A 6,154-nucleotide genomic window follows, 5' to 3' on the forward strand; every position below is an offset into this window, starting at 1 on the left:
GTACTTTGTTGTTGACTCTGCGGCTGGACTAGTGCTGTATGTGGGGGAAACTTGCTGAAAGTTTCAAGCGGTGGAAAGGGATTCACGCCTGCAAGGATTACATAGCAAGCTACCAGGATTTGCATTATCGCTATGGAATGAAAACAGTAGTCAACATCACTTTCTGGTGGGATACGCCTGTTGACCGACGCGCACGGCAAGAATTGGAATTGAGTTTAATTTTGAAGTGGCGATCGCCTTTCAATAAGGAGAACTGGGAGCGGTGGGGGCAACCGTTTGGGTAAACTTTTTTTGTGAGGATAAGAGGCTTACTAGAATGTCTGATAATTTACCTTTTCAAAATCCTGACCAACTACAGCAATGGCATCAGGGTATAAAAGATGCCAACCGTAATAATATTTTCTGTCATTGTCATGCTTGCGGTTATGAGTGGATGGATTCAGCATTTGATGTTACTTGTATTCAATGCAGAAGTGCGACTCGTTGGCTAGAAACTAGAACTTAGTTCGGAGGATTAGCCGCAAGGTAAAAATCTTGACAACTAAATGATCTAGGACTTACGCATTGACAGAATAACAAAATAGTGGATTGATAAATATAGGTCATATATTTTGTAGGTATCGGATAATCAGAGAAATTACTAAACCCTCCACAGCACAATGTAATCTAGACCTCTACACCTTATTTTTGCTGTCAGAGCCGAAGTTTGCGGGGTGCAGTAGGTTGGCAGAGATATTAGGCGACGTTTCACATGATAGCGTGAATCGCTTTTTATTAAGAGAGAGATATGAACCGAAAGATTTATTCAAAATAATAGAGAAAATCATCAATTTGGTAGGAGGGATACTAAGTATAGACGATACAGTAGTAGAAAAGATTTACAGTGACCCTAAAAATGCGGAACTAATCAGTTGTTTTTGGTCAGGGAAAGCCCATAAAACTATCATTGGCTTAAATTTAATCACTTTATATTACAGTGATGTTAATGGTAATTCAGTACCAATTAATTACAGAATATATGACAAAAAGGAGGGAAAAACAAAAAACGATTATTTTCGAGAAATGGTGAGTGAAATAATAAGCTGGGGAGTCAAGCCAAGAATTGTAACAGGAGATAGTTGGTATTCAGGAGTAGAAAATTTAAAATTTCTAAAAAACCAGAAACTGGGTTTTCTCTTCGGAATTGAAAAAAATAGAACTGTCTCAAATGAGCCACATAAGTATTGCCAGGTAAGCACTCTCATTATTCCCGAATCAGGATTAAGAACTCATCTCAAAGAATTTGGATTTATAAAGTTGTTTAGGAAAGACTTTAAAAAAGAAGACTCTAGACATTATATTTTATATCTGCCTGATGAAGAAAAAATCAAAGACATAACTAGAAGTGAGTTTATCACAATTCATGATACTCATTGGAGCATTGAAACCTTTCATCGGGCCATCAAACAAGTATGTGGAATTTGTCGGTTCATGGTTAGAGATACCTGTGCAATCAAGACTCACATATTTTGTTCACTTCAAGCATTTGTTAAATTGGAGTTTATGCGCTCGGAAAATATAATTAACAATTGGTATGAGGTACAGAGGAATTTGTTTACTTCTGTGATCCGTGAGCATATTTTTGCAAATCTTAGTGCTGGTGTTATTATCTAGCATCCATAGACTCCATAGATGATATTTTTTGTCAATGCGTAAGTCCTAAAGTTTATCGGTTTTGGTGGGTTGGGGTTGTCCAAATCCTTTGCCAGACATGGTAGTTGGTATATTTGATACAGGGATTTTAGCAGGATTTGGGGTTGTGAGGTGGCAATGTTTACTTTAAAGGGCTGCGCCTACGCTTGGGCTTTCCTCTAAGAAAAAATTGAAGTTACATAATCTGAGTTCGGGTTAAGCCAGAAGCTAAAAAGCTTATTCTCTAAGGATTGAGAAAAACTCTAAGTGATAAAAGAAGCTATTGAAGTAGAATCATTTTGTCAATAAGCTTCACAAAGACGAATTAAATGGATGTTCTGTTTTAGGCTTATTTTAAGGGAAAATAAAGTAAGACTCTAATATAATCAATTGTCATTAATATTTAATTAATAAAGGATTTTATATGAAAAATCAAACGAAAGAAATTAGACTTCTATTTCTCAATTTATCAAATGGGGATGATGAATTTCGCCAGAATCGGGAAGACGCTTTAAAACATATTAGAGCAACTTCCAAGATAGATGTTGAAGAAACAAATTCACTTGCATCTGCAAAAGAAAAGCTTATAGGTTTTAATGCTTTTGACTTAGTATGGGATGTTTTTTTGGTATGGATTGATGATGAGAATTCTTATATCTGGAATGACTTAGCCCACTTCAAAGATGAACATAAGGAGCTTGATTATCTAGGTATTATTGTTGTATTTGGCTTTAATGAAACCATTCAAGAAAAGGCTTGTGATGCAATGTTAGGGGGGATATATGCATTCGCTTGTCCTTTCAATTCCTATGTTCTCGAAGCCTATATTGAATCAATAGGCTTAGAAATGAAAAATTATAAATCTCTGCTTAAGTTTAAAAAAGACTTTCTTGAATCTCAAAAATTCGATTTTGAGGAAATGGTAGGAAATGTTTTTCTTGAATTAAAAACTAATCCAATAGTTGGATATGATAGAGCTACAATATCGTTGATTGATAATGAGACTAGTGAAAGATATTTATTAAAATATGACGCTCTTCGCTCAAATCCCGACAGACAACTTCTCAAACCAATCAATCAAGATAATTTGATCAAAAATGTAAATGAAAAAGGCGTATTTATCATAGATGATCTTAAGAATTTGCGTGATACTAATCCAGAATACTTACATAAATTAGGCTGGGAAAATGCGGATGCAACAAATGATATTAACTCTTGGGTTGGTTTAGTTGCAAAACGTCAAAATAAAAGTATAGCTATTATTACTCTAGATCACAAAACTCCAGGTCATTATGCACGATATAAAGACAAACTGGTTAAGTTTCTTAAAGGCTATAGTGAAATTCTAGCAGATACTATCGTAGATTTTTTACAAGAAAGAAATGCCAGGGTAGTTAGAGAAATTACACGTGAAATCGGAGATGATTTAAAGAGTAAGGCACTGATGCAACAAATACTTGCAAAGCTGAGGGATGAACTGAAATGCGATAATTGTACATATTTTAAAGTTTCGTCTCCTATTAATGTTAGCGAAGATTTTCTTGAAGAATGGGTTGCAGCTAATGACTCAAAAAAAATTGAAGAACAATCGACAAGGGTAAAAAGACGTTTCAAGAAAGGAGAGGGAATTGTAGGCTATGTATTAATAGATGGAAAGAGTAGAATTATACCCAATGCGGCAGAAAGTGCCGAATTTGAACCAACTTTGCACTTTACAGGTAGCAATCTTTCCATGCTGGCAGTGCCTATAATACCTTACATAGACGAAAACGAAGTTAGCCAGTCTAACCGAATCATTGGTGTAATTAATTGCTACAAGGAAAAGAAAGATCATTTTACTATTTATGATCGAGACTTGGTTGAAGCTGTTGCACAAAGCACGGCTACGGTAATTGAACGTACCATGACTTTAGAATACTCGAACGATATTAGCAGCAAAATGAATGATTTTGTATTCAATACAAACAAGACAAGTTTACTTAAAAAGATTTGTGAACACGCGTTAAAGGTAACTAGTGCTAGGGCAGCAGTTATTAATCGGTTAGATTCCACAAAATTACCAAATGGGCAAGAAATTTATAGGATGAAAGGTGAACCCTATACTTTCCCGGAAGACAATAAGCAGCTACCTCCCCGCTTGGATGGCAGTGGCACTACAGATGTTGTAATTCGAGAAAAAAAGACAACGGAGTTTTCCGAGAGATTTGGAAACTTTAACTGTATTTCAGAAGAATTAATCAATCTAGGAATCAAGTATCAAATAGTTGTTCCCTTGATGATTAAAAATAAAGAAGAACAACGTCTTATTGGGGCTTTATATCTAAATAAATATTCGGAAACACCTTTTTCTGAAGTTGAAAAATTCGCACTTGAGTTGTTTGCAAGCCAAGCTGCCAGCACAATTTATCATCAAGAGTTTTTGTCTGAAAGACTAACCTGGACTAAAGCCAACACCGATCTTGCTAGTGCGATTGAGGTTATAGCTACCCGATATGATCCAGCTCTACTGCTAAGAGATATTGTACGTTATGCCTATTCGCTGGTAAATCCAAGTTTTAGCTATCTAGCTCTCTTGACTGACAACGGCAATCTCGACTACAAAGCTGCTTGGCCGGAATCTATTTTAGTTGAATTAAATGAATTTAATGATAATAAAGAAAACCTTATAAATAAAGAAAAAATAGGAATTACAAGGCTTGCTGCAAAGCAACGAAAAACTATTCTTATTGCTGATCTTCACGAAGAAAAGAGTAAAAATTCGGAATATTGGCAACAATATATTCAATTTAGAAAAGAAACTCGCTCAGAACTTGTTGTTCCTATCATAGGTGTTGATAAAATAATTGGTGTAATTAACCTGGAACATGAAGAACCTTATGCCTTTACTGAGGTACATAGGGAAGTTATTGAACATTTTGCAAGACAAGTTGCAATTGCGTTTCAAAAGAAAAATCTTGTTGAATCTGTCAGTCGTCAAAAAAACATATTGATCGGACTGCAACGCTCTTTAGAAAAAATAATTGAATCGTTGCATCCTCAAGATATGCTGCAAAATGCGGTTTGGCAGACTAGAGAAGCGGTAGGAGCCAATGAAGTTATTGTTTTTCCAATTCAAAAACGAAGCGGTAAATTGGAAATTTTGATCAAGAATATTATTCCTATAAATGTTAGTAATAATAGAATTAATACTTTAAAAAAAATATCTTTAAAAGTGTATCATGAACAAAAAACCGAAGTGTATCATGAGCGAAAACAACAAGCGTATGATGAGCAAAAAAATATTTATTTATCTAAAATTAAATTTCTTACTAAAATCACAAATGTAAATAATTCCGATGAAAAGCAAATAAATGAATCAGGTATTTCTTGTGGATTATGCGTTCCCTTCTCCTCACGAAACGAAAAAATAGGTGTCATGTGGATACTCTTTTCAAGACCATTTGAAAAAGAGCTTTCAGAAGAGGACAAAGCTATATATCAGGTATATGCTAACCAAATAGCATTAGCTTATACTAGTGCCAAGCAATCTGAGATATTAAAGCAAAAACTTTCTAAGAATACATCTGAGCTTACTGCGAATATTGATCATAATTACAAAGATGCTCGAAAACAGGCAAATATAAGTTTTAGCATCTCAATATGCACTTCACTTGCTGGACTTATACTTATATTCTATGGTGTATCTAATTTAATAGCCAAGAATGACAAAACCTCCCAAGCATTTACTGGTGGAAGTGGCATCGCTGCTTTTGTTGGTGTATTGTTACAAGCAGTTACTGTGTTAGCATTCGACCGTGGAAAAGCAGCAAATGAACGCATGGATCGATATCATAAAGAATTGTATAATGTTCGCCAATTGGAGATATTGCTCTCGGCCACAGAACAGCTTGAACCTGAAACTGCGCTAAAAGTAAAACAAGAAATTATCCAGAATGCTACTAATAGTTGGATTCAATCTATTAGTGAATCGAATTTACATTATTTAAAACCTGGTGAAGTTAAACCACCAATGAAACCGGATCAAGCAATACCTTTGCCAAAACAAGAGGATGAAGAGAAAAATGTGATACTGAACAAGAATTGAATGGATTTGAAGCAGTTGCACCCAAAAATTATGCTCAACATCTTTGCTGCCTTGGCTGGGGCAAACTTTAGTGGTGCGGATATTCGAGGAGCAGATTTTACGGGTGCTATTCTAATGGGGGCTAATTTTAGCAATGCAAAAGCTGGACTGCAAAAGGGTTGGGCTAGTTTTCTAGTTTGTGCGCTAGAAGTGGAGCCGAATCCATCGTCTTCCTCGGAGCGGCAGGTTTGTCCTTCGTCGTCACCTTCGCCATCGCTTTTACCGTAGCTATACTTAGTATTTACATTACTAGGAGGGCAATGAAAGGAGATGAAAATACGCCATTATTCGCAACATTACTGTTGCTGGGAGCAACGCGATTTGGTGAGATCGGGCAAAAAAGCTGCGATCGCTAAAAAC

Annotated in this window: 5 protein-coding genes; all 5 read left to right on the forward strand. The window is 35.7% G+C overall.

From position 1 onward, the window contains the following. The first annotated feature begins 38 nt into the window (after nucleotides 1–38). The 5 genes from VB740_RS16675 (at nucleotide 39) to VB740_RS16695 (ending at nucleotide 6,022) form a co-directional block, all read left to right on the forward strand. A complete protein-coding gene (locus VB740_RS16675; RefSeq protein ID WP_323201080.1) occupies nucleotides 39–284 on the forward strand; it encodes a hypothetical protein in 246 nt (81 codons plus the stop codon). A gap of 32 nt (nucleotides 285–316) precedes the next feature. Then, nucleotides 317–505 (forward strand): hypothetical protein, encoded by a 189-nt coding sequence (locus VB740_RS16680; RefSeq protein ID WP_323201081.1) that lies wholly within the window; start codon nucleotides 317–319, stop codon nucleotides 503–505. Nucleotides 506–687: 182 nt separating this feature from the next. Beyond that, complete coding sequence (locus VB740_RS16685) at nucleotides 688–1,653, forward strand: transposase (protein WP_323201082.1); 966 nt, start codon at nucleotides 688–690, stop codon at nucleotides 1,651–1,653. Between the two features lie 442 nt (nucleotides 1,654–2,095). Continuing rightward, the gene (locus VB740_RS16690) at nucleotides 2,096–5,755 is read left to right on the forward strand and encodes a GAF domain-containing protein (protein WP_323201083.1); all 3,660 of its coding nucleotides are present in this window, start codon (nucleotides 2,096–2,098) and stop codon (nucleotides 5,753–5,755) included. A gap of 30 nt (nucleotides 5,756–5,785) precedes the next feature. Further along, on the forward strand, nucleotides 5,786–6,022 hold the full coding sequence (locus tag VB740_RS16695; RefSeq protein WP_323201084.1) for a pentapeptide repeat-containing protein: 237 nt from the start codon (nucleotides 5,786–5,788) through the stop codon (nucleotides 6,020–6,022). Nucleotides 6,023–6,154 lie beyond the last annotated feature (132 nt).

This window comes from Nostoc sp. UHCC 0251 (assembly GCF_034932245.1).
GTDB lineage: Bacteria > Cyanobacteriota > Cyanobacteriia > Cyanobacteriales > Nostocaceae > Nostoc.